This is a genomic window from Streptomyces sp. NBC_01474 (assembly GCF_035918215.1).
In the GTDB taxonomy this organism is placed as follows: domain Bacteria; phylum Actinomycetota; class Actinomycetes; order Streptomycetales; family Streptomycetaceae; genus Streptomyces; species Streptomyces aureus.
In genome coordinates this window covers 6,023,885-6,046,855 of sequence record NZ_CP109449.1, presented here as the reverse complement: position 1 = coordinate 6,046,855, position 22,971 = coordinate 6,023,885, and the positions used below count along the sequence as shown (strand labels likewise).

Annotated in this window: 20 protein-coding genes; 8 read left to right on the top strand and 12 right to left on the bottom strand. The window is 72.1% G+C overall.

The annotated features are described in order from the left end of the window. Positions 1 to 206: 206 nt before the first annotated feature. Complete coding sequence (locus OG758_RS27810) at positions 207 to 1,589, top strand: transcriptional regulator (RefSeq protein ID WP_326712446.1); 1,383 nt, start codon at positions 207 to 209, stop codon at positions 1,587 to 1,589. Positions 1,590 to 1,805: 216 nt separating this feature from the next. Continuing rightward, positions 1,806 to 3,332 carry a hypothetical protein gene (locus OG758_RS27805; RefSeq protein ID WP_326712445.1) on the top strand — a complete coding sequence of 509 codons (1,527 nt, stop codon included), beginning with the start codon at positions 1,806 to 1,808 and terminating at the stop codon, positions 3,330 to 3,332. A gap of 45 nt (positions 3,333 to 3,377) precedes the next feature. Here OG758_RS27805 and OG758_RS27800 read toward each other — a convergent pair whose 3' ends face one another. Then, a complete protein-coding gene (locus OG758_RS27800) occupies positions 3,378 to 4,673 on the bottom strand; it encodes an ABC transporter substrate-binding protein (protein WP_326712444.1) in 1,296 nt (431 codons plus the stop codon). Between the two features lie 117 nt (positions 4,674 to 4,790). On the opposite strand from OG758_RS27800, the gene OG758_RS27795 reads away from it, so the two are divergent. The 3 genes from OG758_RS27795 (at position 4,791) to OG758_RS27785 (ending at position 8,127) form a co-directional block, all read left to right on the top strand. Continuing rightward, a complete protein-coding gene (locus OG758_RS27795) occupies positions 4,791 to 5,291 on the top strand; it encodes an SCO4402 family protein (RefSeq protein ID WP_116512416.1) in 501 nt (166 codons plus the stop codon). Between the two features lie 73 nt (positions 5,292 to 5,364). Then, complete coding sequence (gene purU, locus OG758_RS27790) at positions 5,365 to 6,249, top strand: formyltetrahydrofolate deformylase (protein ID WP_326712443.1); 885 nt, start codon at positions 5,365 to 5,367, stop codon at positions 6,247 to 6,249. Between the two features lie 471 nt (positions 6,250 to 6,720). Then, on the top strand, positions 6,721 to 8,127 hold the full coding sequence (locus tag OG758_RS27785; RefSeq protein WP_326712442.1) for a PAS domain-containing protein: 1,407 nt from the start codon (positions 6,721 to 6,723) through the stop codon (positions 8,125 to 8,127). Between the two features lie 14 nt (positions 8,128 to 8,141). Here the strand turns inward: OG758_RS27785 and OG758_RS27780 are convergent, their stop codons facing one another. Next, positions 8,142 to 8,897: an SIS domain-containing protein gene (locus tag OG758_RS27780; protein ID WP_326712441.1), complete on the bottom strand. Its 756-nt coding sequence runs from the start codon at positions 8,895 to 8,897 to the stop codon at positions 8,142 to 8,144. A 215-nt stretch (positions 8,898 to 9,112) separates the two neighbouring features. On the opposite strand from OG758_RS27780, the gene OG758_RS27775 reads away from it, so the two are divergent. Continuing rightward, positions 9,113 to 9,805 (top strand): metal-dependent transcriptional regulator, encoded by a 693-nt coding sequence (locus OG758_RS27775; protein ID WP_326712440.1) that lies wholly within the window; start codon positions 9,113 to 9,115, stop codon positions 9,803 to 9,805. A 553-nt stretch (positions 9,806 to 10,358) separates the two neighbouring features. Next, on the top strand, positions 10,359 to 11,219 hold the full coding sequence (locus tag OG758_RS27770) for an alpha/beta fold hydrolase (RefSeq protein WP_326712439.1): 861 nt from the start codon (positions 10,359 to 10,361) through the stop codon (positions 11,217 to 11,219). Positions 11,220 to 11,250: 31 nt separating this feature from the next. On the opposite strand, the gene pdxH is transcribed toward OG758_RS27770, so the two are convergent. Next, positions 11,251 to 11,889, bottom strand: a complete 639-nt coding sequence (pdxH, locus tag OG758_RS27765; RefSeq protein ID WP_326716051.1) for a pyridoxamine 5'-phosphate oxidase — start codon at positions 11,887 to 11,889, stop codon at positions 11,251 to 11,253. Between the two features lie 430 nt (positions 11,890 to 12,319). Here pdxH and OG758_RS27760 point away from each other — a divergent pair, with 430 nt between their 5' ends. Continuing rightward, positions 12,320 to 13,450, top strand: coding sequence for a citrate synthase 2 (locus tag OG758_RS27760; protein WP_326712438.1), 1,131 nt, complete (start codon positions 12,320 to 12,322; stop codon positions 13,448 to 13,450). A gap of 86 nt (positions 13,451 to 13,536) precedes the next feature. Here the strand turns inward: OG758_RS27760 and OG758_RS27755 are convergent, their stop codons facing one another. From OG758_RS27755 to OG758_RS27715, 9 genes are all read right to left on the bottom strand, one after another. After that, a complete protein-coding gene (locus OG758_RS27755; protein ID WP_326712437.1) occupies positions 13,537 to 14,139 on the bottom strand; it encodes a TetR/AcrR family transcriptional regulator in 603 nt (200 codons plus the stop codon). Continuing rightward, positions 14,127 to 14,873, bottom strand: coding sequence for an enoyl-CoA hydratase family protein (locus OG758_RS27750; protein ID WP_326712436.1), 747 nt, complete (start codon positions 14,871 to 14,873; stop codon positions 14,127 to 14,129). The genes OG758_RS27755 and OG758_RS27750 overlap by 13 nt, the downstream gene beginning before the upstream one ends. A gap of 157 nt (positions 14,874 to 15,030) precedes the next feature. Then, positions 15,031 to 15,270 carry a hypothetical protein gene (locus tag OG758_RS27745; protein WP_326712435.1) on the bottom strand — a complete coding sequence of 80 codons (240 nt, stop codon included), beginning with the start codon at positions 15,268 to 15,270 and terminating at the stop codon, positions 15,031 to 15,033. Then, positions 15,254 to 15,505: a DUF6400 family protein gene (locus tag OG758_RS27740; protein ID WP_326712434.1), complete on the bottom strand. Its 252-nt coding sequence runs from the start codon at positions 15,503 to 15,505 to the stop codon at positions 15,254 to 15,256. The genes OG758_RS27745 and OG758_RS27740 overlap by 17 nt, the downstream gene beginning before the upstream one ends. Before the next feature lie 292 nt (positions 15,506 to 15,797). Next, positions 15,798 to 16,967: an acyl-CoA dehydrogenase family protein gene (locus OG758_RS27735; protein ID WP_326712433.1), complete on the bottom strand. Its 1,170-nt coding sequence runs from the start codon at positions 16,965 to 16,967 to the stop codon at positions 15,798 to 15,800. Continuing rightward, on the bottom strand, positions 16,964 to 18,823 hold the full coding sequence (locus OG758_RS27730) for an acetyl/propionyl/methylcrotonyl-CoA carboxylase subunit alpha (RefSeq protein ID WP_326716050.1): 1,860 nt from the start codon (positions 18,821 to 18,823) through the stop codon (positions 16,964 to 16,966). The genes OG758_RS27735 and OG758_RS27730 overlap by 4 nt, the downstream gene beginning before the upstream one ends. Before the next feature lie 17 nt (positions 18,824 to 18,840). Next, the gene (locus OG758_RS27725; protein ID WP_326712432.1) at positions 18,841 to 20,439 is read right to left on the bottom strand and encodes an acyl-CoA carboxylase subunit beta; all 1,599 of its coding nucleotides are present in this window, start codon (positions 20,437 to 20,439) and stop codon (positions 18,841 to 18,843) included. Continuing rightward, entirely contained in the window at positions 20,436 to 22,175 is a 1,740-nt protein-coding gene (locus OG758_RS27720; protein ID WP_326716049.1) for an acyclic terpene utilization AtuA family protein, read from the bottom strand. The genes OG758_RS27725 and OG758_RS27720 overlap by 4 nt, the downstream gene beginning before the upstream one ends. Then, entirely contained in the window at positions 22,175 to 22,969 is a 795-nt protein-coding gene (locus OG758_RS27715) for a TIGR03084 family metal-binding protein (RefSeq protein ID WP_326712431.1), read from the bottom strand. Before OG758_RS27715 ends, OG758_RS27720 begins: the two co-directional genes overlap by 1 nt. Positions 22,970 to 22,971 lie beyond the last annotated feature (2 nt).

Here is a 22,971-nt window from a genome sequence, read left to right as displayed (position 1 = left end):
GGGGGGTAGCCAGCCCGGAGGACCAGACGAGGTGCTGTCCACCGACCGGTTACCAGTTGGGGCTCTTGCTTGTTTTTGCCCTTCTTTGTGGCGCATCTTCCGTTTGATCTCAGGGCATTGATCACCTCAAGGCGGGCCCGACCGGGAGTGTGACGACAGGCCCGAGTCCGCCCGATGGTCCACGGTGCACACAGGGGGTATACGCCATGGCCGCAAGGCCTCTCGTAGCGCGACAGCCCAACGAACGGCTGCAGGCGCTCATCCAGGAAGCCGGCTGCTCGAACGCCGGACTGGCCCGCCGGGTCAACATGTGCGGATCGGAGCACGGCCTCGACCTGCGCTACGACAAGACGTCGGTGGCGCGCTGGCTGCGCGGCCAGCAGCCGCGCGGCCGGGCGCCCGGCATCATCGCCGAGGCCATCGGCCGCAAGCTCGGCCGCACGGTCACGATCGACGAGATCGGCATGGCCAACGGCAAGAACCTCGCCTCGGGCGTCGGCCTCCAGTTCTCGCCGACCGTCCTCGGCGCCATTGAGCAGGTGTGCGAGCTGTGGCGCAGCGACGTGGGGCGCAGGGACTTCCTGTCCGGGTCGTCGGTGGCCTCGTCCGCACTGGTCGAACCGAGCCGGGACTGGCTGATCTCCGTACCCGACTCACAGGTCGCGCGGTCGGCGGGACCGCGGGTCGGGACGTCGGACGTGGCGGCCGTGCGGGCGATGACCCAGGCGCTGACGGACCTTGACCACCAGTACGGCAGCGGGCATGTGCGGCCGGTGGTCGTCCACTATCTGAACAGTGTGGTGTCGGGGCTGCTCGCGGGCTCGTACCGCGAGGCCGTGGGGCGTGAACTGTTCGCGACGGTCGCCCGGTTGACGGAGCTGGCCGGGTACATGGCCGTCGACACGGGACAGCCGGGTCTCGCCCAGCGGTACTACATCCAGTCGCTGCGCCTCGCCCAGGCCGCCGGGGACCGCGGATACGGCGGATACGTACTGGCCGCGTCCATGAGCCACCTGGCGGCGCAGCTCGGCAACCCGCGTGAGATCGCCCAGTTGGCGCGCGCGGCGCAGGAGGGAGCGCGCGGGCGGGTGACCCCGCGCGCGGAGGCGATGTTCTACGCGGCCGAGGCGCGCGGGCACGCCCTGCTCGGGGACGCGCGGGCCACGCAGGCGGTGGCGGGCAGCGCGCTGGCCGCGCTGGAGCGGGCCGAACCGGACTCGGGCGACGACCCGGCCTGGATCGCGCACTTCGACGCCGCGTATCTCGCGGACGAACTGGCGCACTGCTACCGGGACCTGGGGCAGGCGGAGGCCGCGCGGCGGCAGGCCGAGGCGTCCCTGGCCGGGCATCCTCAGTCGCGGGCGCGGCGCAGGGCGATCGGTCTGGTGCTGCTCGCCACGGCGCAGGTGCAGCAGCGCGAGATCGAGCAGGCCTGCCAGACGGGGACGCGCGCGGTGGAACTCCTCGGCACGCTGCGCTCCAACCGGGGCGCCGAGTACCTGGACGACTTCAGGCGGCGCCTGGAGCCGTACCGGGACGAACCCGTGGTCCGGGAGTTCGGTGCGCGCCTCGATCTTCAGGCGGCGTGAAGTTTTGTGAGCGGCGTGCAGGAGACGTACGCGTGAAGCTTGTGTGACGGACGCCTCAACCCGCTCGGGGAGGGCGCTAATCAGCGTTCCGCAGGCTCGTTTTGTTACTTGAGGGTGTGGGGAGGCTGTGGGGTTCTGAGCTGCGTGGCACGTGTGTGCGGGGACCCGGTAGCGTGAGCCGACGATTCCGAAGGTCCCCCAGTCGTAGGAGTCCCGGTGACGCAGCAGAGCGGACAGGGCGAGGATCCGCACCTTCCCTCGGTGCGGCAGGCGCACGAAGGCGTCGTGCTGCCCGCCGACGGCAGCGAGCCCTTGCTGCCGGGTACCTTCGGCGACCAGTCGCACGTCGCCCCCTCGGGCGGCAGCCCCTGGGGCCAGCCGTGGGGCCCCGAGTCCGCGCAGGCGGCCTCCGGCGGCCCGATGCCCACGTACGAGTGGGGTGCGCCGTCCGCGTCGCCCGCGCTGCCGGGTGAGAACGCGCCGCATGCCGCGGCCCCGCTGCCCCCGGCCGCGCCGCAGCAGCACTACTCCGCGCCGCTGCCGCCCGCCGGCGCCCCGGCCGCCCCGCTGCCGATGGACGCCGCACCGTACGGCTCCGCGCCCATGCCGCCGGCCTCCGCCTCGGACGCGACGCAGTACATGGCCCCGACCGCGCCCTCCGACGCGGCCGCCACGCAGTACATCGCGCCGGTCGCGCCCGGGGCCCTGCCGCCCGAGGTGCCCGCCGACGCCACCCAGTACCTGGGCCGCGTGAACGCCCCCGGCCAGATGCCGCCGTCCCAGCAGCAGCCGTACGGCTCCGCGCCCATGCCGCCCGCGGGCACCGACAGCGATGCCACGCAGTACATCGCGCCCGTGCCCTCGCCGCCGCCGAGCGCGCCCTACGGCATCCGCCCCGGCGCCCCCGGCGACCGCCAGCCCCCGGCCGAGTTCGACAGCCTCTTCCGCACCGAGCCGGAACCGGACGCGCCCGCCTCGACTCAGCAGATGCCCCGCTTCGACCCGCGCGCCGGCGGACCCGCGGGCCCCGGCGGACCGGGCGGACCCGGCCCGGCCGGGCAGCCGCAGGCTCCGTACGAGCCCACCGGGCGGGCCGCCGCCCGCAAGGGCCAGAGCCGCACCGGCTCGAAGGTGCCGCTCATCGCCGCCATCGGCGTCGGCATCCTCGTCGTCGGCATCGGCGCGGGCGCCCTCATCAGCAGCGGGGGCGACGAGAACAAGGGCGACGACGCCAAGCCCGCCGCCGCGACCGGTGCGCCGGACAGCTCGTCCCCGACGCCCGCCGACCCGGCCAAGGCGCAGGCCGTCGCCCTCGACAAGCTCCTCGCCGACTCGAACAACAGCCGCGACACGGTGATCAGGGCCGTGGCAAACATCGGCGCCTGCAAGGACCTCGGCAAGGCGGCCAGCGACCTGCGCGGCGCCGCCACCCAGCGCACCGGGCTCGTGACCCGGCTCGCCGGACTCTCCGTGGACAAGCTGCCCAACCACGCGGCGCTCACGCAGGCCCTCACCAAGGCGTGGCAGGCCTCCGCCTCCGCGGACAGCCACTACGCGGCGTGGGCCGACCAGGCCGCGGGCAAGAACGGCTGCAAGAAGGGCCACCCCAAGCCCACCCCGCAGCGCCGCGCGGGCGACCAGGCCAGCGGCACGGCCTCCACACAGAAGACCCAGGCGTCGAAGCTGTGGAACAGCATCGCGACGCAGTGGAACCTCCCGCAGCGCAAGCCGTTCCAGCTCTAGCTGACGTGCCGGCTCCGGCCGGTACCGGAGGCGGCCTGGGCGGGCTCAGCCCGTGGGGGTCGCCTCCAGCGTCCGCGACACGTCGACGAGTCCGCGGCGCGCGGCCACGAGCCGCCCGTCGCGCACCACCTGGAAGGTGACGTCGGCGTTGACGAGCCGCGGGAAGCCGCGTGCCGCGATCATGTCCTCGAAGCGCCAGCTCAGCGTCGGCGTCAGCCCGCCCGTGCGCACCTTCAGGCCGCCGTCCAGGGCCCCGCGCACCGTGTGCGCCGTCACGTCACCGCCACCGAGCGACTCGACGACCTGCTTCAGGACCGTGTACGCGATCCACGTCGTCTGCACGCCCGCGTCCGCCGGGTCGATCCGGTTGTCGCCGAACGCCTGCTCGCTGATGACCTTGCGCATCGTCGCCCACCGCCGGTCGGTCGCCACCGGGTACCAGCCGGTGACGTACGCCCCTTCGTAGACGCCCGACTTGCCGCCCGAGCGGTCGATGACCGTCTGGTCGACGCTGCCGAGGACGGTCGAGATCCGCACCTTCGGATAGGAGTCGCGGGTGCGGCGGAACGAGTCGAAGAACGTGTCCGTGCGGTCGCCGAGGACCGCCGTGACGCAGCCCTTCCCGACCGGGTCGGCGCCGGCCCGCAGGAGGGCCTGACGGGCCTGCTCCGTGTAGTCGGTGGCGTCCTCGGCGGCACGCACGTCGGACGCGCGGTTGCGGCCCGCGGACAGGCCCGTGTCGAGGAGCAGCGGCAGCTGGTCGCCGGCGACGGTGTCGGGGCGCACGAGCGAGGTGCGGTCGCAGCCCGCGGCGGCCAGCTGCCGGCCGTTCCCGGCCATCAGGGCCGGCTGGCCGCCGTTGACCGGATACGACAGGGGGCTGGCGAACTCCTCGTCGGTGACGCCGTAGCCGCCGATGTAGGGGATGCCTGCGGACTCCAGGGGACCGAGGAAGGAGCGGGCGTGCTGGCTGTAGGAGCCGACGACCGCGACGGCGTTCTGCTCGACGGCGTCCCTGGCGCAGCGGGCGGCGCCCACGGTGTCGTTGTTGTCGTTGCAGGTGATGACCCTGAGGTCGCGGCCGCCGATGCCGCCGTGGGCGTTGACCCAGCGCGCGTAGGCGCGTGCCATGGCGGGCATGCCGGGCATGTTGGTCGCCTGGGTCTTCTCGGGCGCCCATGTCATCACCGTGATGGGGTCCTTGGAGCCCCCGGTGACGTCGGAGACGAGTCCGCATCCGGCGGCGAGCGACGCACAAGCCGCCCACACCGCCGCCGAAAGCACGGTGGAACGAAGGGTGCGGGAGGTGCGCGGGATGGTGGTGCGACGCCGGCCAGTCATGAACCTGCACGATTCCCCCGCATCCCTAACCCACGAGTGACCCGCGGTCAACGTGCGGTGACGTGGAGGTGAATTACGGGGGTCGGGACGGGCCGAATCGAACGGCACGTACGATCGATGACCGTGCAAAGCTCGGAGAAGTCTTCCCGTCGCGGCCGTCGCTCCTCCACCATGGGCGGCATGCCACTCAACGACATGCCGTGGTGGCGCTGGCGCAGCAATGTGCGCTCCGCGCTGCACATGCTCTCCGACCCCGCGTTCCAGCGAAACGTCTGGCTCGCGGGTGTGGACGGGTTCGGGGACGTCACCGACGCCGTGTACCGCCTCGTCGAGGACACCTGGCTCGACAACTGGTCCGCCGAGAAGTACGTCGGCACGATCTTCCGGGACTCCCAGGAGGCACAGCTCGTCGACACCGCCGTGCTGCGCGTGCTGCGGATCATGCACCAGGTGGGCCCCGACGCCCCCGTCTCCGCCTATCTCGACCACCACGCGTGGCCGGAAGCAGTGCACTCCGCGCGGGACGCGCACGTCGCGCTCGCCACGAGCGACGGCGACGACCCCGACGCGGCGCCCCGCACCCTCGAAGTCCTGCGGATCATGACGCGCGCGGCCTGAGCGCCGCGCGGCTGCCGTCCGAACAGCGGGACGGCGGCCCGGCGGGGGTTACGTGTATGGGACCCTTGCCTGCATGAATGAGCCGTCCCCCGCGTCCGGCGCCGCCGGCGGCGAGCAGTACGTCCTGACTCTCTCCTGCCCCGACAAGCAGGGCATCGTGCACGCCGTGTCGAGCTATCTCTTCATGACCGGCTGCAACATCGAGGACAGCCAGCAGTTCGGCGACCACGACACGGGCCTGTTCTTCATGCGGGTCCACTTCTCGGCGGACGCGCCCGTCACGGCGGAGAAGCTGCGGGCCAGCTTCGCCGCGATCGGCGACTCCTTCCACATGGAGTGGCAGATCCACCGCTCCGCGGAGCGGATGCGCGTCGTCCTGATGGTGTCGAAGTTCGGCCACTGCCTGAACGACCTGCTGTTCCGCGCCCGGATCGGCGCCCTGCCCGTCGACATCGCGGCGGTCGTCTCGAACCACACGGACTTCGCGGAGCTCGTGAAGTCGTACGACATCCCCTTCCACCACATCCCGGTGACGAGGGACAACAAGCCCGAGGCCGAGGCGCAGATCCTCGACCTGGTGCGCGCCGAGGGTGTCGAACTGGTCGTCCTGGCCCGCTACATGCAGGTCCTCTCGGACGACCTGTGCAAGGAGCTCAGCGGCCGGATCATCAACATCCACCACTCGTTCCTGCCGAGCTTCAAGGGCGCCAAGCCGTACCACCAGGCACACGCGCGGGGCGTGAAGCTGATCGGCGCGACCGCGCACTATGTGACGGCCGACCTCGACGAGGGCCCGATCATCGAGCAGGAGGTCGAGCGCGTCGGCCACGACGTGACACCGGACCAGCTCGTGGCGATCGGCCGCGACGTGGAGTGCCAGGCACTGGCCCGCGCCGTGAAGTGGCACGCCGAGCGCCGGATCCTGCTGAACGGGCGCCGGACGGTCGTCTTCGCCTGATCACAGGCATCCGCGCCCGTCCGCACACGCAGACGACCCGCGAGCCAGGTCTCCTCCCGTACGGAACGGGCGGAAGCCGGCCGGACGTACCGGCGGCTCGCGGGTCGGGCGACTGCTTGGGATTGGGCCGGCTGCACGCAGCTCTCACGTGCTGGTCCGGCGCCGAAACCGAGATGCGACGCCGGGCTGCTAGCCCGCAGTCACCTCACGCGTCCGGTATTCATACATCTGCCGAACCACCTCCCTTCGTGTGTACCTCCACCCTAAGAAGGGTCCGGGAAGCCTTCAAGTGAATTAACGGGCCCACGGCTCGGCCCGTGCGCGAGGTCGTAGGCTGTGATCAAGGACGGAACGTTCCCCCCGGATCTCCGGGTCGCAACGATTTCCCCGAACTCCGTGTGTGCTGCGTCACGTTCGAGTTGAATGATTTGAAGTGCGGAACACGCGGACACAGCCTGCAGGGGGTGCCAGGTGAGTGCTTCCCGGCGTAGCGGGTCCACCGACGAGCTCGGGCCCGACGAGCCCGAGCGGGACGGGGCCGATCTTCTTGCCGCGTTGCTCGACGGGATGGACGCCGCGCTCTGCGCGTTCGACGCCGACGGGATCGTGACCCATTGGAACCGGGAGGCCGAGCGGATCCTCGGCTGGTCCGCGGCCGAGGCCGTGGGACGGCGCGGGTTCTCCGGATGGGCGGTGCGCACCGCCGACGCCGACGAGGTCGAAGCCCGGCTGATGGCCGCGATGCGGGCGCCGGGCCGGCAGGTCCACGAGTTCGCACTGCTCACCAAGGACGGCGGGCGGATCCTCGTACGTACGCAGTCCGCCGCGGTGCGCGGGCCCGACGGCAAGCCGGCCGGGCTGTACTGCGCGTTCAGCGAGGTGCACACGCAGATCGATCTGGAGCGGTCGATCGCCCTGAGCGAGGCCCTCTTCGAGGACGCGTCCTGGGGAGTCGTCATCGTCGACGCCGACCTGCGGCCCGCCGTCGTGAACGTGCATGCCGCGCGGGCGCTCGGCTCCGGCCGCACCGCGCTGCTCGGACGCCCTCTCGGCGACCTGATCTCGCAGGGCGTCGAGGAGCTGGAGAGCGCGCTCGCCCATGTGCTCGCGGAGGGCGCCCCGCCGGTCCCCGCCGAGCTGTGGGTGACGGTGCGGCTCCCGGAGGGAGACGCGCGCAGGTGCTGGCGCAGCGGCTTCGTGCGGCTCGCCTCACCGCTGGCCGAGGAACCCGTACCGCTGGGCGTCGGATGGCTGTTCCAGGACGTCACCGAGGCCAAGCAGACGGAGCAGGAGGCGGCGCAGCTGCGGTTCCGGGCCAACCAGCTGCACCGGGCCACGCGGGCCGCCGCCGAGTGCGAGGACCCGGCGGAAGCGGCGACCATCCATCTGGACTTCGCGCTGGCCGGGTTCGCCGACCACGCGCTGATCGACCTGGTCGTCGGCGACGAGCAGGCAGGCCAGTCGGAGCGCGACGCCGACGGGGACCCCACGGAACCGGTGCGCCTCGCGCGGGCGGCCGCGACGCCTTCGGGGGCGCCGGGGCCGAGCCTGCTGGTGTCGCGCACGACGCTGCCCGTGCGCTATCCGGAGGGCCACCCGGCGCTGCAGTGCGTGGAGCGCACGGGTTCGGTCCGGGCGAGCGCGAGCGGGCGGGACGCGGCGCGGGCGCGCGAGTGGGCCGAGGCCAGACAGTGGCCCGAGGGCACGGTGCACGCCCTGTGCGCGGTGCTGCGCAGCCGGGCGCGCACGCTGGGCGTGGTGACGTTCCTGCGCGGGCCCAGCCGTACGCAGTTCGAGCGGACCGACGCCACGTACGCGGAGAGCGTCGCGGCCCGGATCGCCGGGACGCTCGACCTGGCGCGGGTCCTCGGCCGGTAGCCGCGCCCCTGGCGTCAGTGGCGGTAGAAGATCCGGTCGGCGTACTCGGTGAAGATGCGGCCGTTCCACTCGTGGCCGCCGTCCACATTCCCCGAGCGCAGGAGCGGCGGCTGGATGCCGCGGTCGGCGAGCTCGGCCGCGGCCGTCGCCATGGTGGCCTGCATCAGAGCGCTGGCCACCATCGTGGAGGCCGGCCCGAAGGGGGCGTCGACGGTGTCGTACGTGAGCTCCGCGTCACCGACCTCGATCTTGGAGTCGAGGACGATGTCGCAGTGGTCCTTGAGGAACGTCCCCGACGCATGGCGGGACTTCGTCTCCTCGGCGTACGCCACGGACGTCACGCCGATCACGCGCAGGCCCAGCGCGCGGGCGTTCATCGCCATCTCCACGGGCAGGGAGTTGCGGCCGGACAGCGAGATGATCACGAGGGTGTCGCCCGCCCGGACCGGGCTGGAGTCCAGGACGGCGCCCGCGAGCCCGTCGACGCGTTCCAGGGCGGAGCCCAGCGTGGCGGGCATGACGTCGACGCCTACGACTCCGGGCACGGACAGCAGGTTCATCAGGGCGAGTCCGCCCGCGCGGTAGACGACGTCCTGCGCGGCGAGCGAGGAGTGCCCCGCGCCGAACGCGAAGAGCCGGCCGCCGTCGGCGACCGTGTCGGCGATGAGCGTGCCGGCGGCCGCGATGTTGCGGTCCTCCTCGTCGCGCACCCGCCTCAGCAGGCCGATCGCGGCGTCGAGGTACTGACCGGCCAGCTTGCTGTCGCTCATCGGCGAAGCCCCCTTCGTGGTCCTGACTGCGTCCCTTACTGCCCGCATGCCGCGCATCACGTTGCGGTCCGGACCAGTGCCCTGTCAATACGTTCCCGCCGCACGGAGCCCGGTTCCCCCGGCGCGGCACGGTTGTCAGCGCTATGCGTCAGAATTGGGTTCAGGGCCAGCGCACGAGCTAGCGGTGAGCTAGCAGAGCTAATCGAGGGGCACGTATGTCCGGACTGATCGACACCACGGAGATGTATCTCCGCACCATCCTCGAGCTCGAAGAGGAAGGTGTGGTCCCCATGCGCGCCCGGATCGCCGAGCGGCTGGACCAGAGCGGCCCGACGGTGAGCCAGACCGTGGCCCGTATGGAGCGCGACGGCCTGGTGGCCGTGGCCACGGACCGCCACCTGGAGCTGACGGACGAGGGCCGCCGGCTGGCCACGCGCGTGATGCGCAAGCACCGCCTCGCCGAGTGTCTGCTCGTCGACGTGATCGGCCTGGAGTGGGAGCAGGTGCACGCGGAGGCCTGCCGCTGGGAGCACGTGATGAGCGAGGCGGTCGAGCGCCGCGTGCTCGAGCTGCTGCGGCACCCGACCGAGTCGCCGTACGGGAACCCGATCCCGGGGCTCGAGGAGCTGGGCGAGAAGGACGGCGCGGACCCGTTCCTCGACGAGGGCATGGTGTCCCTCGCCGATCTCGACCCGGGCACGGACGGCAAGACGGTCGTGGTGCGCCGGATCGGTGAGCCGATCCAGACGGACGCGCAGCTGATGTACACCCTGCGGCGTGCGGGCATCCAGCCGGGATCCGTGGTCAGCGTGACGGCGTCGCCGGGCGGGGTCCTGGTGGGCAGCAGCGGTGAGGCGGCGGAGCTGACGGCGGACATCGCCTCGCACGTGTTCGTCGCCAAGCGCTGAGCCGGACACCGGGCGCCCCGGCCCGGGGCAACTTACCGACGCGTCAACTCCTGTTCCCACAGGCACAGTTGTGACGTCACCGCATTCCGTGAGAACTCTCGCAGAAAGCAAGATTCACTGCACGGAATCGCAGCGCGCGGACGTTTTGCGTGCAAGGCTGTCGCGAGAGGCATATGACCTGAGGACTCTTGACCGTCTCGGTTTCGGGTCCGCACCGGTCCGGCCGCACGGGCGGGGAGGGGGCAGGACGATGTGCCGACGTACCCAGACAGGACGCAGTCAGACAGAGGGCCCCGGCGCCTTGCGGCGCCGGGGCCTGTCCTCCCCTGTGCTGACCCGGAGCCCCGAGCTCCCAGGGTCATCCCCTTCGGACCGATTTCCCCGAGCGGTCCGCCTCCCGCTGAAGATCTCCCCTCGACGGCGGCGGTCAATCCTTGAGCGAGGTCACTCGAACGAGGGGTGTTGCCGAGAACGACCGCGTTTTCGAAAGAGAGTTCGATAACGTGCGCGGGTACGCGACTGCAGGCGCGACCACAAGGGGGTGCCAGGACCTATGGTGCGACGCATCGACGTGACCGGGGCGGGCGGCGTGAGTCTCGCCGCGTGGGAGTTCGCCGACCCTCCCAAGACGGGCGAGGGCGACCAGTCCCCAGGCGTGCTCTTACTGCACGGCCTGATGGGCCGGGCCTCGCACTGGGCGGGCACCGCCCGCTGGCTCTCCGAGCGCCACCGCGCCGTGGCGCTCGACCAGCGCGGCCACGGCCAGAGCCAGAAACCCCCCGAGGGCCCCTACGACCGCGAGGCGTACATCCAGGACGCCGAGGCCGCCCTCGTCCAGCTCGGCCTCGCGCCCGCCGTCGTCATCGGCCACTCCATGGGCGCGCTCACCGCCTGGCAGCTCGCCGCGCGCCGTCCCGACCTCGTACGCGCCGTGATCATCTGCGACATGCGGGCCTCCGCGCTCGGGGCGGCGTCCCAGCGGGAGTGGGAGGACTGGTTCGACGCCTGGCCCACACCCTTCGCCACGCTCGCCGACGTACGGAAGTGGTTCGGTGAGGACGACCCGTGGGTGGAGCGGCCCCAGCCCTCGCGCGGCGAGTTCTACGCCGAGGTCATGGCGGAGCGCCCCGACGGCTGGCGGCCCGTGTTCGACCACCGGCAGATGCTGGTCTCCCGGGCCACATGGGTCTACGACGCGCACTGGGAGGAGCTGGCCCAGGTCCGCTGCCCTACCCTCGTCGTCCGCGGTCTCGACGGCGAGCTGGGCCGCGCCGAGGCGCAGGAGATGGTCCGCGTCCTGCCCAGGGGCGAGTACGCGGAGATCGCGGACGCCGGGCATCTCGTCCACTACGACCGGCCGGAGGCGCTGCGCTCCGCCATCGAGCCTTTCCTGGACGGCGTACTCACCTCGTAGCGGCGCGGCCTCGTGGCGGCGGATCCGCGGGTCAGGGGCCGAGGCGTTCGACGCGCCAGGCGCCGGACGGCTCGTGGACGTAGCGCAGCCGGTCGTGGAGGCGGTTCTCGCGGCCCTGCCAGAACTCGACCGTGCGCGGGGTGACGCGGAAGCCGCCCCAGTGGTCGGGCACCGGGATGTTCTCGCCCTCCGGGTAGCGCTCGGTGAGTTCGGCGTACGCGGTGTCGAGTTCGGCGCGCGAGGTGAGGATCTGCGACTGCGCGCTGGCCCACGCGCCGAGCTGGGAGCCGCGCGGGCGGGAGCGGAAGTACGCGGCCGTCTCCTCGCGGCTCGTGTGGGCGACGGTGCCGGAGACGATGACCTGGCGGGCCATCGGGTGCCAGGGGAACAGCAGCGCGATCTCGTGGTTCGCCGCCAGGTCGCGGGCCTTGCGGGAGCCGTAGTTCGTGTAGAAGACGAAGCCCCGGTCGTCGTAGGCCTTGAGCAGCACGGTGCGCGAGCTCGGCCGGCCGGCCGCGTCCGCCGTGGAGACCACCATCGCGTTCGGCTCGTACAGGACGCCGCGCGCCCGCGTGGCCTCGTTGAACCAGAGCTCGAACAGTTCCATCGGGCGCGCGGGGACGTCCTCCTCCAGGAGTCCCTCACCCGGCGGGCGGTACTGCGCACGCATGACGGCGGGGTTCTGGGGTGCGTGGTGGTCGTGGTCGCTCACGCGGTCATCCTGCCGTACGCGTGGGGCAGTCGGCCGCGTGGAGTTCATCACTGAGTGGCACTGAGTGCCGCGCACTCTCCCCAAGGGTGGCACCAGCGGATATTGTCGTCGGTCCCGCCGCCCCTTCGGTTGGGTGACCGCCTGCCGAACGGGGCATCACCGGGGTGACCGATCCGGCCCCTGAGCCCCCGGAGCCGCCACCACCGCGGATCCGGACAGACCGGAACAGGACAGCACAGCCCGGAACAGTCCGGCGCATACTGCCGCAGAACCGTTACGCCCATGCGGACCGCACACGACCACCGCGGTCCTCCGTCGTACACACGCAAAGTCGTACACCCGCAGAGTCGAAAACCGCAGAGTCGTACACATTCAGAGGAGCCGCCTGATGTCCGACCCCGGCCTTGACCCCGGCAGTGCCCCCGGCTTCGTGCCCGGCCTCGAGGGAGTCGTCGCGTTCGAGACGGAGATCGCCGAACCGGACAAGGAGGGCGGCGCCCTGCGGTACCGGGGCGTCGACATCGAGGATCTGGTCGGCCAGGTCTCGTTCGGCAACGTCTGGGGCCTGCTCGTCGACGGGGCCTTCAACCCGGGCCTGCCGCCCGCCGAGCCGTTCCCCATCCCCGTCCACTCCGGCGACATCCGCGTCGACGTACAGTCCGCGCTCGCCATGCTCGCGCCCGTGTGGGGCCTGAAACCGCTGCTCGACATCGACGAGGCGCAGGCCCGCGAGGACCTCGCCCGCGCCGCCGTCATGGCCCTCTCCTACGTCGCCCAGTCGGCCCGCGGGCAGGGCAGGCCGATGGTGCCGCAGCACGAGATCGACAAGGCGGACACCGTCGTCGAGCGGTTCATGAAGCGGTGGCGCGGCGAGCCCGACCCGAAGCATGTCGCCGCCGTCGACGCGTACTGGACGAGCGCCGCCGAGCACGGCATGAACGCCTCCACGTTCACCGCGCGCGTCATCGCCTCCACGGGCGCCGATGTCGCGGCCGCCCTTTCGGGCGCCGTCGGCGCCATGTCGGGCCCCCTGCACGGCGGCGCGCCCTCTCGCGTCCTCGGCATGATCGAGGAGATCGAGCGCACCGGCGACGCGGAAGCGTACGTCCGGCGGGCCCTCGACAAGGGCGAGCGCCTCATGGGCTTCGGGCACCGCGTGTACCGCGCCGAGGACCCCCGCGCGCGCGTGCTGCGACGCACGGCCCGCGAACTGGGCGCACCGCGCTTCGAGGTCGCCGAGGCGCTGGAGAAGGCGGCCCTCGCGGAGCTGCACGCCCGCAGGCCCGACCGGGTCCTGGCGACGAACGTGGAGTTCTGGGCGGCGATCATGCTGGACTTCGCGGAGGTCCCGGCACACATGTTCACGTCGATGTTCACGTGCGCCCGCACCGCCGGCTGGTCGGCGCACATCCTGGAACAGAAGCGCACCGGCCGCCTCGTACGCCCCTCGGCCCGCTACATCGGGCCGGGCAGCCGCGACCCGCGCGACATCGAGGGGTACGGGCAGATGTCGGGCTGAGCATCACCCCCGGCAGGCCCAGGCACGACAGACGGCGCCGCACGGATTTCCGTGCGGCGCCGTTCCCGTGCGTCACCTGCCCCGGGTCACCCCAGCGCCCCGTCCAGAATCGCCGCCCACTGCGCGACGACCCGCTCGCGGCGCGGCCCGTCGTCGGTGAGGAGGTTCGCGAGGCCGAGGCCGCGCGCCATGTCGAGGAGTCCCTGCACGGTCTCGCGGACGCCGGGGTGCGACTCGTCGGCGGACAGGAGCTCCACGGCGATGCGGTGGGTCTCGCGGCCGACGCGGGCCTCCAGTTCGGTGACGCGGCCGCCCAGCTGCGGCTCGTTCGACGCCGCCACCCACAGGTGCAGGGCGGCCCGGAACAGCGGGCCCGTGTACAGGTCGACGAGGGCGGCGACGACCTCGGTGCGGCCGCGGGGGCGCAGGGCGCGCAGCGCGGTCGAGCGCTCCTCGGCGACGTACTCGACGGCGGCCGTGAACAGGTCCTCGCGGGTCGGGAAGTGGTGCTGCGCGGCGCCGCGCGAGACCCCGGCCCGTTCGGCGACGACGGAGACCGTCGAGCCCGACCAGCCGCGTTCGGCGAGGCACGACACGGCCGCTTCGAGGAGCCGCCGGCGGGTGGCGCGGCTGCGGTCCTGTTTGGGGGCGCGCTCCACCGCCGTACCGGATGAGGTCACAGCACCCATGCGGGATCCCGTCGTTCGAGGAAGGCCGTCATCCCTTCGCTTGCCTGCGCGGAGGAGAACAGCCGGGCCGAGAGCGCGCTCAGGTCGGCCGCGTCCCGGTCGAAGGCCTCCAGCACCTTAGCCGTGAGCAGCCGTTTCGTCTCGGCCAGGCCCTGCGGGGACGACCTGCGCAGCCCGTCGAGGACGGGGGCGAGGGCGGCGTCGACGTCGTCCCCGGCCGTCGTCAGGAGCCCGATGCGGACCGCCTCCGCCGCGTCGAAGCGCTCGCCCGTCAGGTAGTAGCGGGCGACGGCGCGCGGGTCGGTGCGCGGCAGCAGGGGCAGCGAGATGACGGCGGGCGCGACCCCTATGCGGACCTCGGTGAACGCGAACGAGGCGGCGTCCGACGCGGCCGAGATGTCGCAGGCCCCGAGCAGACCGAGCCCGCCCGCGCGCACGTGCCCGGCGATCCGCGCGACGACAGGCCGGTCGAGCGCGACGATCTGCCGCAGCAGCGCGACCAGGGCCTCGGGCGGGGGCGGGGACTTCAGGTCGGCGCCCGCGCTGAACGTGTTGCCCGTGTGGGTGAGGACGACGGCCCGTACGGCGTCGTCCTTGCCGCATGCAGTGAGCGCGTCCGACAGCTCGGCGACGAGCGCGGCCGAGAGGGCGTTGCGGTTGGCCGGGGAGTCGAGGGTGAGGGTGGTGATCCCGCACTCGTGCGAGGAGCGGACCAAGGTCTTTTCGGTGCTCACGATGTCTCCCTGAGCTGTCGGCGGAGGATCTTTCCCGAGGCGGCGCGCGGCACGGCCCCTCTCCGCTCACGTGGGTGCGACGTTCAGAGAGTGGCAGCGGGCACAGAAACAATCAAGCATGCCTGCATGAATCAGGATCCGGCCGCCCGGCCGCGGGTCAGAGCGTTCTGCCGTCGGGCCCGGTCACGCCCGGCCGGGTGTTCAGGGACCACATATGAGTGCACTGGGGGCACTGGAGGTGGAGGACCGGCCCCTGACTGGAGATCAGGTAGCGCCAGTGCTCCCGGCAGTTGCGGCGGTCGGCGCAGGGTGTGCAGTGGCGGGCGTCGTCGCAGACGGGGCAGGCCACCCAGGCGCGCCGGGCGATGTCCGCCTGCGGATCAATGGGAAGCCGCACGGCCCGGCTCCTCTCCCGGCAGGACACCGGCGGCCACCAGGAGGTCGTAGGTGTGCTGCTGCTCGGCGTCCAGACCCGAGTAGAGGAGGGCGTGCGCCTCGTCCTCGCCCCGCAGGACGGCCGCCGGATCCCAGTCGGGGCCGAGCGCGGCCACGACCTCGGCACGGCGCCGGGCCTCCTCGAAGGTCAGGTCGATCGTGAAGGGTATGAGGCCAGGGGAATTGTCTTGGTTCATGGCGAGACTTCCGACGAGCTGAGCAGAACCCGACCATCAGTACCAGGCACCCCCGACCGCAGGGAAGGGTTACCTAAGTCGCCCTGCCGTGACCGTGGGCGACATACCGCCCGGACGGTCGACGGGGCGCCCTCGGATTCACCTACGAGGGTGGGCCGTTGCCGATGACAGCCACGAAGAGACCGGCACGGCCCGCCGACGGAACTATGACGTACTTCACGGCGCCCCACGGGGCGAGCCCGGCCATGATCCGCGGACACTCCCCAGGGGCCCGGATCTCCGGCTCAGGTCGCTAGTACGACTTCGGCAGTCCCAAGGTCTGGTGGGACACGTAGTTCAGGATCATCTCCCGGCTCACGGGCGCGATGCGGGCCACGCGGGACGCCGTGATGAGCGAGGCGAGGCCGAACTCGCGGGTGAGCCCGTTGCCGCCCAGCGTGTGCACCGCCTGGTCGACGGCCCGCACGCAGGCCTCCGCTGCCGCGTACTTGGCCATGTTCGCGGCCTCGCCCGCCCCGATGTCGTCGCCCGCGTCGTACAGATGGGCCGCCTTCTGCATCATCAGACGGGCTGTCTCCAGCTCGATGTGGGCCTGCGCGAGCGGGTGCGCGATGGCCTGGTGCGCGCCGATGGGCGACTTCCAGACGCTGCGCTCCTTCGCGTACCCGACGGCCCTGGCCAGCGCGAAGCGGCCCATGCCGATCGCGAACGCGGCCGTCATGATGCGCTCGGGGTTGAGGCCCGCGAACAGCTGGAGCAGCCCGGCGTCCTCGTCACCGACGAGCGCGTCGGCCGGGAGCCGCACGTCGTCGATGACGAGCTCGAACTGCTTCTCCGGCGCCTGGAGCTCCATGTCGATCTGCCGCCGCCCGAACCCCTCGGCGTCGCGCGGCACGATGAACAGGCACGGCTTGAGGCTGCCCGTACGGGCGTCTTCGGTGCGGCCCACGATGAGGGTGGCGTCGGCTATGTCGACGCCTGACACGAACACCTTGCGCCCGGACAGGATCCAGTCGCCGCTGTCCCCGTCACGGCGGGCGGTGGTGGTGATGCGGTGCGAGTTGGAGCCCGCGTCGGGCTCGGTGATCCCGAACGCCATCGTGCGGCTGCCGTCGGCGAGACCCGGCAGCCAGGCCGCCTTCTGCTCGGGCGTGCCGAAGCGGGAGATGACGGTGCCGCAGATCGCGGGCGACACGACCATCATCAGCAAGGGCGCGCCGGAGGCACCCAACTCCTCCAGCACCAACGCCAGTTCATACATGCCACCGCCCCCGCCGCCGTGCTCCTCGGGCAGGTTCACGCCCAGGTACCCGAGCTTCGCGGCCTCCGCCCACAGCTCCTCGGGGTGGCCCCCCTCACGGACGACGCGGGTCATGTAGTCGCGCCCGAAGCGGCTGCCGAGAGCGGCGACGGCGGAGCGCAGGGCCTGGTGCTCCTCGGATTCGAGGACGGGAGCGTTCATGACTGATCCTCCTGTACGACGGCGAGCAGGGCGCCGACCTCGACCTGGCGGCCGGGCGCGGCGTGCAGAGCGGTGAGCGTGCCGGAGGCGGGAGCGGTGATGCGGTGCTCCATCTTCATCGCCTCCAGCCAGATGAGGGGCTGTCCCGCGACGACCGTGACGCCCTCGGCGAGGCCTTCGGCGAGCCGGACGACGGTGCCGGGCATCGGCGCGAGCAGGGACCCCGGCTCCTGGCGTGCGACGGGCTCGGGCAGACGGGGCAGGACGGTGAGCGCGGCACCGTTCACATACACGCGCTCCCCGTGGGCCGCGACGTCGAACTTCCGCACCACGCCGTCCACTTCGAGCACGACGAGCGCCGGCGTCGCGCGGACGACACGTACCCCGTCCGCGGCCAGACCGTCGCGGGTGTGCCGGTAGCGCACCTCGTGCTCGGCCCCGTCGGGTTCGGTGCGGTAGTGCTTGACCTGCGGCTGCGAGGCCACATTGCGCCAGCCGCCGAACCGGGACCGGCCGTGCGCGTCCGCGAGCGCCGCGGCGAGCGGTGCGTACGGATCCGGGCTCGGCGCCGTGAGCGCGGCCAGATGCCAGTCGTAGAACCCGGTGTCCGCGCCGCCCGCGATGAACTCGTCGTGCCGCAGCGACCGTACGAGAAGCTCCCTGTTGGTGACCGGTCCGTGCACGACGGCCCGCTCCAGGGCGCCCGCCAGCTTGCGCAGGGCCCCTGCGCGGGTCGGCGCGTGCGCGACGACCTTGGCGAGCATCGCGTCGTAGTGCACCCCGATCGGATCACCGTCGGTGAACCCGGTGTCCAGGCGTACGGCCTCCGGGACGGACAGCCGGTGCAGCGTGCCGGTCTGCGGGGCCCAGCCGGCGGCCGGGTCCTCCGCGTACAGACGGGCCTCGACCGCGTGGCCTCGCGCGGTGGGCGGCTCCTCGTCCAGGGGCTCACCCTCGGCGACGCGCAGTTGCAGCGCCACGAGGTCGACGCCGAACACGGCCTCGGTGACGGGGTGTTCGACCTGGAGACGGGTGTTCATCTCCAGGAAGTGCGCCTTGCCGCCGGCGACGAGGAACTCGACGGTCCCAGCGCCCCGGTAGTCGGTGGCGCGAGCGGCCCGCGCGGCCGTCTCGCGTAGAGATGCCTCTAGTTCAGGGGTGAGACCTGGCGCGGGCGCCTCCTCGATGACCTTCTGATGGCGCCGCTGGAGCGAGCAGTCACGGGTACCGAGCGCCCACACGGTGCCGTGCGCGTCGGCCATGATCTGCACCTCGACGTGCCGGCCGCCCTCGATGTACGGCTCGACGAACACCTCGCCGTCCCCGAAGGCACTCAGCGCCTCCGCGCCGGCGGCGGCCAACTGTTCGTCCAGGTCGCCCAGTTCACGTACGACGCGCATGCCGCGCCCGCCACCGCCGGCCGCCGCCTTCACGAGGACGGGCAGGTCTCCCGCCGTGATGTCACCGGTCTTCAGGGGCTCGATGCCCATGAGTTCCTTGGCGCGCGTCTTGGACGCCATGGCCTCGATCGCCTCGGGCGGCGGCCCGATCCAGGTCAGGCCCGCGTCGGCGACGGCCCGCGCGAAGTCGGCGTTCTCGGACAGGAACCCGTACCCGGGGTGCACGGCGTCCGCGCCCGCGGCAAGGGCCGCCTTCACGATCAGGTCGCCGCGCAGATACGTCTCGGCGGGCGACGCCCCGGGCAGCCGTACGGCGGCATCGGCCACGCGCGCGTGGAGGGCGTCCTCGTCGGCGTCCGAGTACACGGCGACGGTCCGGATGCCCAGCTCGGCGCAGGTACGGAAGACGCGGCAGGCGATCTCGCCGCGGTTGGCGACGAGTACAGAGGTGATCATTCGCGTGGTCATGGGCCTCACATCCGGAACACGCCGAATCCACCGCGCGCGCCCTCCACGGGCGCCGTGTGGATCGCGGACAGGCACAGGCCGAGCACGGTCCGGGTGTCGCGCGGGTCGATGACCCCGTCGTCGTACAGCCGCCCGGAAAGGAACATCGGCAGGGACTCGGACTCGATCTGCTGCTCCACCATGGCCCGCAGGGCGGCATCCGCCTCATCGTCGTACGGCTGCCCCTTCGCGGCGGCGGACTGGCGGGCCACGATCGACAGGACACCGGCGAGCTGCTGCGGCCCCATCACAGCCGACTTGGCGCTCGGCCAGGCGAACAGGAAGCGGGGGTCGAAGGCCCGCCCGCACATCCCGTAGTGCCCGGCCCCGTACGAGGCGCCCATGAGGACGGACAGGTGCGGCACGCGGCTGTTGCTGACAGCGTTGATCATCATCGAGCCGTGCTTGATGATGCCGCCCTGCTCGTACTCCTTGCCGACCATGTAGCCGGTGGTGTTGTGCAGGAAAAGGAGCGGGATGTCGCGCTGGTTGGCCAGCTGGATGAACTGGGCGGCCTTCTGCGACTCCTCGCTGAACAGGACGCCCTGCGCGTTGGCGAGGATGCCGATCGGATAGCCGTGAAGTGACGCCCAGCCGGTCGTGAGGCTCGACCCGTACAGCGGCTTGAACTCGTCGAAGTCGGAGCCGTCCACGATCCGGGCGATCACCTCACGCGGGTCGAAGGGGACCTTGAGGTCGCCGGGCACGATGCCGAGGAGTTCATCGCTGTCGTACTTGGGCGGCTCCACAAGCTGTGGATCCCCGTACGCCTTGCGGTGGTTGAGGCGGGCGACGACGCGGCGGGCCTGCCGGATCGCGTCCCGCTCGTCGACGGCGAAGTAGTCGGCGAGCCCGGACGTACGGGCGTGCATCTCGGCGCCGCCGAGCGACTCGTCGTCGCTCTCCTCACCGGTCGCCATCTTCACCAGGGGCGGCCCGCCGAGGAAGACCTTCGCCCGCTCCTTGACCATGATCACGTGGTCGGACATGCCGGGGATGTACGCGCCGCCGGCGGTGGAGTTGCCGAAGACGACGGCGACGGTGGGGATCCCGGCGGCGGAGAGGCGCGTGATGTCGCGGAAGATGCCGCCGCCCGGGATGAAGATCTCCTTCTGGGACGGCAGGTCGGCGCCACCGGACTCGACGAGGCTGATGCAGGGCAGCCGGTTGGCGAACGCGATCTCGTTGGCGCGCAGGGCCTTCTTCAGGGACCACGGGTTACTGGCTCCACCGCGCACCGTCGGATCGTTCGCGGTGACCAGGCACTCGACGCCCTCGACGACCCCGATCCCCGTGACGAGGGAGGCACCGACGGTGTAGTCGCTGCCCCAGGCCGCGAGGGGGGAGAGTTCGAGGAAGGGAGTATCGGGGTCGAGCAGCAGCTCGATACGTTCGCGGGCAAGCAACTTGCCGCGCTTGCGGTGCCGTTGGACGTACTTCTCACCACCGCCCGCGAGCGCCTTGGCGTGCTCGGCGTCGAGGGCGTCGAGCCTGCCGAGCATGGCCTCGCGGTGAGCGGCGAAGTCGGCACCGCCGACATCCAGAGCCGAGGCGAGAACGGTCACAGGAGCACCTCCGGTATGTCCAGATGACGGGAGCGCAGCCACTCGCCGAGCCCCTTGGCCTGAGGATCGAACCGGTGCTGGGAGGCGACGCCCTGGCCGAGGAGGCCGGTGACGGTGAAGTTGAGGGCGCGGAGGTTGGGCAGCACGTGCCGGACAACTGTCAGATGACGACTTTCAGATATCAGACTCTGAAATCTGTCAGCTGTCATCTCATGGACGAGCCACCGCCAGGTCTGGTCCCCGCCCCTGTCTCCGTCTCCGTCCCCACCCCCGCCTCCGTCTCCCTCCACCCACACCCCCACGTTCGCGTCCCCGCCCTTGTCGCCGCTGCGGGCGCCCGCGACGAGGCCGAGGGGAACACGCCGGGTGGGGCCGGGTGGCAGAGGTGTGGGCAGGGGTGGTGCGGGCACGTCCACGAGGGCGCGGGTGGCACCGTCGTACGCGATCGCCTTCCGCTCCCCGTCCGGCAGCACCGCCACGTGGTCGACGTCAGCCCGGTCCACGTACGCCGCCTCGAACACCCCGTAAGGCGCGCCCTTGCCCGGCGGGGCCGTCACGTGGAAGCCGGGGTAGCTGCCGAGGGCCAGCTCGATCACGGCGCTGCTGAGGGTGCGGCCCACCGCGTCCGCGTCGCCGTCCCGGACGACGAGCCGCAACAGCGCGCTCGCGGTCTCCTCGGTGTCCGCGTCCGCCCGATCCGTGCGCGCCAGCTCCCACGTCACCTGCGCGGGGCGGGACTTGGCACGGTCGAACGCCTCGTCCATCTGCTCCCGTACGAGCGCCGCCTTGGCCTCGATGTCGAGACCGGTCAGCACGAACACGACCTCGTTGCGGAAGCCGCCGAGCCGGTTGAGCCCGACCTTGAGGGTGGGAGGGGGTGCCTCGCCTCGTACGCCTTCGACGCGGACGCGGTCCGGGGCTTCCTGCGTGAGCCGTACGGTGTCCAGCCTCGCCGTCACGTCGGGTCCGGCGTACCGGGCACCGCCGGTCTCGTAGAGGAGCTGTTCCGTCACCGTCCCCACGGTCACGAGCCCGCCCGTGCCGGGGTGCTTGGTGATGACGCAGGAGCCGTCCGCGTGGAGTTCGGCGAGCGGGAAACCGGGGCGCCGCAGATCGCGGGCCCGCCCGGCGAAGCGGGAGTAGTTGCCGCCCGTCGCCTGGGTCCCGCACTCCAGGATGTGCCCGGCGACGACGGCCCCCGCGAGCCGGTCATACGCGTCCTGCTCCCACCCGAAGCGCCAGGCCGCGGGCCCGGTGACCAGGGCGGCGTCGGTGACGCGGCCGGTGACCACGATGTCGGCGCCGGCGGCGAGGCAGGCGGTGATCCCGGCGCCGCCGAGGTAGGCGTTGGCGGTGAGGGCGCCCCGGAAACGCCCGCCCGGGGAGAGGTCGTCGCCCTCGACGTGCGCCACGCGCGCGTGGAGGCCGAGCCGGTCCGCCAACTCCCTTATGGAGTCGGCGAGTCCGGCCGGGTTGAGCCCGCCCGCGTTCGCGACGATCCGCACGCCCCGGTCGAGCGCCAGGCCGAGGGTCTCCTCCAGCTGGCGCAGGAACGTGCGGGCATAGCCGCGCACGGGGTCCTTCAGGCGGTCGCGGCCCAGGATGAGCATGGTCAGTTCGGCGAGGTAGTCGCCGGTCAGGACGTCGAGGGGGCCGTCTTCGAGCATTTCGCGCAGGGCGTCGAAACGGTCGCCGTAGAAGCCGGAGGCGTTGCCTATGCGCAGTACGTCCTCGATCACCGTCCGGCCCCCTTCGCCACACGCCCCGGCCCCGGCGGCCCCGCGAAGGCCTGGGCGATGTCCAGCCACCGGTCGGCGTCGGCGCCTTCGGCCCGTACGTCGACGTCGTCGCGGTGCGCCCGCTGCGTCACCAGCAGGCAGAAGTCGAGCCCGGATCCCGTCACGCGCTGCGCCGCGTCCTCGGGCCCGTACGTCCACAGGTCGCCGGAGGGAGCGGTCAGTTCGACGCGGAACTCCTCGGCGGGCGGGGTCAGCCCGCGTACGGCGAAGGCGAAGTCGCGGGCCCGGATCCCGATGCGGGCCACATGCCGCAGCCGGTCGCTGGGCTCGCGTTCGACACCCAGCGCGTCGGCCACGTCCTGCCCATGGGCCCAGGTCTCCATGAGGCGGCCCGTCGCCATGGAGGCGGCCGACATGGGTGGCCCGTACCAGGGGAAGCGCGTTCCCGCGGGGGCGGCGACCAGGGACCGGAGCAGTTCCTCGCGGCCCGCGCGCCAGCGGGCGAGGAGTTCGACGGGCGGCAGCGCGGCGCCCTCCTTCGCCCCCGCGTCGACGAAGGCATCGGGCGCGGCGACGGCTTCCCGCACGAGGGCGGCGAACGCGTCGGCGTCCGTGACGGCGAGCAGGGCGGAGTGGTCGGTCCAGGCCAGATGCGCGATCTGGTGGGCCACGCTCCAGCCGGGCGCTGGCGTGGCGAGGGCCCATCGGTCCTCGCTCAGCTCAAGGACGATCCGGTCGAGTTCGGCGCTCTCACTGCGCAGATCCTCGAGCACGGCCAACGGGTCGGACACGA

Bases quoted from the DNA above. Each gene is read 5' to 3' on its own strand.
- OG758_RS27780 (WP_326712441.1), bottom strand. From the start codon at position 8,897: ATGAGCGACAGCAAGCTGGCCGGTCAGTACCTCGACGCCGCGATCGGC.
- OG758_RS27730 (WP_326716050.1), bottom strand. From the start codon at position 18,823: ATGATCACCTCTGTACTCGTCGCCAACCGCGGCGAGATCGCCTGCCGC.
- OG758_RS27800 (WP_326712444.1), bottom strand. From the start codon at position 4,673: ATGACTGGCCGGCGTCGCACCACCATCCCGCGCACCTCCCGCACCCTT.
- OG758_RS27795 (WP_116512416.1), top strand. From the start codon at position 4,791: ATGACCGTGCAAAGCTCGGAGAAGTCTTCCCGTCGCGGCCGTCGCTCC.
- OG758_RS27740 (WP_326712434.1), bottom strand. From the start codon at position 15,505: ATGAACCAAGACAATTCCCCTGGCCTCATACCCTTCACGATCGACCTG.
- OG758_RS27755 (WP_326712437.1), bottom strand. From the start codon at position 14,139: ATGGGTGCTGTGACCTCATCCGGTACGGCGGTGGAGCGCGCCCCCAAA.
- OG758_RS27735 (WP_326712433.1), bottom strand. From the start codon at position 16,967: ATGAACGCTCCCGTCCTCGAATCCGAGGAGCACCAGGCCCTGCGCTCC.
- OG758_RS27810 (WP_326712446.1), top strand. From the start codon at position 207: ATGGCCGCAAGGCCTCTCGTAGCGCGACAGCCCAACGAACGGCTGCAG.
- OG758_RS27760 (WP_326712438.1), top strand. From the start codon at position 12,320: ATGTCCGACCCCGGCCTTGACCCCGGCAGTGCCCCCGGCTTCGTGCCC.
- pdxH (WP_326716051.1), bottom strand. From the start codon at position 11,889: ATGCGTGCGCAGTACCGCCCGCCGGGTGAGGGACTCCTGGAGGAGGAC.
- OG758_RS27770 (WP_326712439.1), top strand. From the start codon at position 10,359: ATGGTGCGACGCATCGACGTGACCGGGGCGGGCGGCGTGAGTCTCGCC.
- purU (WP_326712443.1), top strand. From the start codon at position 5,365: ATGAATGAGCCGTCCCCCGCGTCCGGCGCCGCCGGCGGCGAGCAGTAC.
- OG758_RS27775 (WP_326712440.1), top strand. From the start codon at position 9,113: ATGTCCGGACTGATCGACACCACGGAGATGTATCTCCGCACCATCCTC.